A 3,671-nucleotide genomic window follows, 5' to 3' on the forward strand; every position below is an offset into this window, starting at 1 on the left:
GGTTCGCAGGTGCGCGCAGCAAAGGAGATGATGGCCCAGTGTACCAACACCACGGCGATGATAGCGCTGCCGCATCGTCAACGATCACGCACCACTCAAGGCATTCGCTCGCCGGTTTGCGATCGAACGACAACTGCCGGAACTGGGTGGGCAATGCAAGCGAGCAAGGGGCTGCACCGAGGATATCGACGGACCGCGACCACTCGGTGCAGCTCGATTTTTTCACGCCGGCGTCGGCGATGTGTCCGCTAACAGAGAGGCGATCAACGCATCCGGAGCTTTGAACCGCCCGCGCCGCAGCTCCGGCGGAATGACCGCTTCAACCGCCTCCAGCTTTTCGGAGGGATCCATCCGCAGGTAGACCTCCGTCGTGCGGATATCGGCGTGCCCCAGCCAAAGCGCCACCTTTCGAATGTCGTGCGTGGCCTGCAACATGATCACCGCGCAACTGTGCCTCAGCTGATGAGGCGATATCGAACGGTCGCGCAACGACGGACACGTCTCGGCCGCCGCTTGAGCATGCTTCGCCAGCACATATTCGAAGCCGGCTCGCGTCATCGGCGCTCCCTCGGCATTGACGAAGAGCTCGGGCACACGAATGGATCCCCGCAGCGTCAGCCACGCCCGCAGATCGGCCGCGGCTTCTTTCCAGAGTGGAAGACATCGCTCCTTGCGCCCCTTGCCCAAGACCATAAGGTTCGGCGGACTCTGCAGAGATAAATTAGCCATCATGGCTCCCACCAGCTCTGAGACGCGTAGTCCGGCCGCGAAGCAAAGATGCATCATCGCCCGATCGCGTACGCCCAGACGTGTCGTGAGGTCCGGCGCATTCAGGATCGCGCGCACCTCCACCATGACCAGGTGACGGATAAGCTTCTGATCATGGCGCTTGACGGGGATGGCGTGGATCTGACCGATCTGCTCCAGAGCCGAAGGTACCTGGTATTCGACGTAGCGCATGAACGTCTTGATCGCGGCAAGGCGCAGATTGCGGGTGGCGACACCATTGCCACGCTCGCGCTCGATGTGACCAAGAAAGTCCAGGATCAAAGGCGCGTCCAGCTGTTCGATAAGAAGCTGCGACGGTCTTGTCCCGATGCGCTTAGCCGCGAAGGCAAACAAGAGCCGGAAGCTGTAGGCATAGGCTTCGCAGCTATGCGAGCTATAGCCCCGCTGTCGGGGCATGTAGTCGCGTAGGAAGCCGGTGATCAGAGGAGCAAGGAGGGTCATATGGGCTCCCCCATGATCAACGTTTCGGCCGCGGCGGCGATGTCGATCATCAACTCCGGTGTCGCCTGTAGATACCAGTAAGTGTGCTTGATATCGACGTGGCCCAGATAGGTCGCCAGCGCGACGAAGTGTCGGGCGACCGCGTCGCGCTCGGTATTGCATTGCTCCAGAACATGCGTCGCGAAGCTATGGCGAAGGTCATGAATGCGCGGCCGCCGGACCCGCTCCGGAGCAATATTCGCAAACCCCAGGACACGGCGGAATGTATAGTTCACCGTGCTGGAGGCGAGTCTCTTGCCCTTCGCCGAGGGGAACAGGTGATCGTCCGATCCCGCGACAAGGCGGCGCCTGTCGAGATAGCAGGCGAGAGCCTCCACCACGGTCGGGTGCAACGGCACCAGCCGGCTTTTGCCGAACTTGGTGTCGCGGATATGCAAGACACCGTCGGCCAGTACGTCGTCGAACCGAAGGTCGAGCGCCTCGGATACGCGCAGCCCCGTGGCGGCGATCAATCCGAACAGCATCACATAGAGCTGCTGACGTAAGGGGTTGGGTTTTTGCCGGCGGAGTTGGCCGGCGCCCTCAAGGATCCGAGTCAATTCATCCGGCGTGTAGATATAGGGAACAGGCCGCGATGCGCGTTCGGCAAAGAGAATGACCGGCACCTCATGAGCGGTATTCTCGGCCCGCAAAAAGCGCGCGAACCGCACCACGTCACCGAGGCGGCGATGCCGGGTGCACCGAGTTGGCGCGATCTTCGCCCATTCCAGCGCTGTGGCGGCGCTGACATAACTCTCGCCCTTTTCCGTCGCAAAGCGCGCAAAGGATTGAAGGTGTCGCGACGGCTTTCGGAGCTTGAAGCCAAGAGTCCGGCGAAGCTCGATGTAACGTTCCGCGTCGTCGCTCAGCATGGCAGCCTCCCGATCCAGGGCTGCGCGATCTCCGACAAGAGGGCGAAGTCCACCTTGGCGTAGTGCATCGTCATTGCCGGCGATCGGTGACGCAGGACCGCGCCGACGCCTGTCAAACTGACGCCATGCCGAAGCATCGTCGTGGCTGCGGAGTGGCGCAGCACATGAGCTCCTTGATGGGCACTTTTGATCCCGGCTCGGAGCAGCGTGCGACGCACGATGCATTTGATGGCGATGCGGGTCAGCGGTCGAACCGGGGCGGCTTCGGTGATGAACACGCGAGGTGTCGACAACCGTGGCCTGACCCGCTCGATGTAGGCAATCATCGCATCGCCGACCTCTTGCGTCAGCGGAAGCCACTCCTCACGTCTGGATTTGCCGGCGACGGTAATGCGCCCATTCCGCCAGTCGACGTCGGCCAATTTCAGGTTGGCCACTTCACTGGCCCGCAGCCCAAGACGAGCAAGGAGCAAGATAATAGCCTTGTCGCGCAACCGGCCTTCGCCCTCGCAAGCGGCGATGGTGCGGTCGATATCATCGGCACCAAGGAACCTCGGGGTCGATGCCAATTGCCAGTTGGCGAAGCCGGGAACGGCGTAATCCCGTCCTACCGGGCATCGTCCGGTCGCCACCAGGAATCGCAGGAACGCGCGCGTCGCAACTGCAATCGATTGGGCTCGCCCACGGCTGTGCGGCCTGGCCCGTTCAAGGACAAAGGCCCGGATTGCATGGGCGGTAAAGGCTGCCGGGTTGTCGCCGAGCGCTTCGAGAAGATCGACCAGGGTCGACTGATAGGTATCGAGCGTCGAGTTGGCGACACCCCGTTGGTCACGCATCCAGCGCCGGAATGCCGCAAGCAGTGGCCAGATCTCTGTCGGCAATGGCGGTGGTGCCGATCTGGGAAGGGTTTCTCGATCTTGAAGATAGCGGATGAACAGCTGACCTGCGCCGGCGTATGCGCGGATGCTCTTCTTCCCTTTGAAGACCGCCGCGGACGCAGTGAGCCCGTTCAAAGCATCGTCAAGCGTAAAACTTGCCGCATGCATCCAGTTGGTCCAGCCTGCGAGTAGCCGCACCTTCTCTTCAATGGTGCTCGGCGTGTATCCATGGTCTTGAAGCCAGTTCTTGAAGCCATCGACGTACGGTTTTGCAAAGTGCAGCCGACTCTCTACGCTGTTCCAATGCCTGCGTTTCTGCTTCAGCATGATTGCCTCCTTTATTTGCTTGGAGGCCATAGCATGAGGTGTCTCACGTCCTGCGGATCGCGGGATACCGAGACAAATTCGTCTGTCCACAGAAGATCGGTGCCATTTTGGATTCAGTGCGCATCTCGCTCAGTGTTCCCTCGGTCGCTTCCGAGCACGCTTCGCGATTGCCCCGGGCACGCATGCGGCCGGACCTTCTCGTTCGCTCGGGTGCCGGATGGGTGCGCTTGTGCCTCGCAGAGCGGTCTGGTGCCGGTGACATGTCGTCATCGCCGCGGCGGTGCTCTGAGCCGGCATCTCCTTCATGCTGTCCAGCCTGCGAACA

3 protein-coding genes are annotated in these 3,671 nt (G+C 61.4%); all 3 read right to left on the bottom strand.

Going from position 1 to position 3,671, the window contains the following annotated elements; genetic code table 11:
* Positions 1 to 222 precede the first annotated feature (222 nt).
* From HB676_RS33570 to HB676_RS33580, 3 genes are read right to left on the bottom strand one after another with little or no spacing between them, the layout of a single operon-like run.
* The gene (locus HB676_RS33570; RefSeq protein WP_213742810.1) at positions 223 to 1,230 is read right to left on the bottom strand and encodes a tyrosine-type recombinase/integrase; all 1,008 of its coding nucleotides are present in this window, start codon (positions 1,228 to 1,230) and stop codon (positions 223 to 225) included.
* The gene (locus tag HB676_RS33575; protein ID WP_213742811.1) at positions 1,227 to 2,141 is read right to left on the bottom strand and encodes a tyrosine-type recombinase/integrase; all 915 of its coding nucleotides are present in this window, start codon (positions 2,139 to 2,141) and stop codon (positions 1,227 to 1,229) included. The genes HB676_RS33570 and HB676_RS33575 overlap by 4 nt, the downstream gene beginning before the upstream one ends.
* Positions 2,135 to 3,346: a tyrosine-type recombinase/integrase gene (locus HB676_RS33580; protein WP_213742812.1), complete on the bottom strand. Its 1,212-nt coding sequence runs from the start codon at positions 3,344 to 3,346 to the stop codon at positions 2,135 to 2,137. Before HB676_RS33580 ends, HB676_RS33575 begins: the two co-directional genes overlap by 7 nt.
* Positions 3,347 to 3,671: the final 325 nt, after the last annotated feature.

It is taken from the genome of Bradyrhizobium sp. dw_411, from assembly GCF_018449695.1.
Classification (GTDB): Bacteria; Pseudomonadota; Alphaproteobacteria; order Rhizobiales; family Xanthobacteraceae; genus Bradyrhizobium.

What these genes read in the sequence shown, in the direction of transcription:
- HB676_RS33570 (WP_213742810.1), bottom strand. Translation starts at nt 1,230, where the DNA reads ATGACCCTCCTTGCTCCTCTGATCACCGGCTTCCTACGCGACTACATG.
- HB676_RS33575 (WP_213742811.1), bottom strand. Translation starts at nt 2,141, where the DNA reads ATGCTGAGCGACGACGCGGAACGTTACATCGAGCTTCGCCGGACTCTT.
- HB676_RS33580 (WP_213742812.1), bottom strand. Translation starts at nt 3,346, where the DNA reads ATGCTGAAGCAGAAACGCAGGCATTGGAACAGCGTAGAGAGTCGGCTG.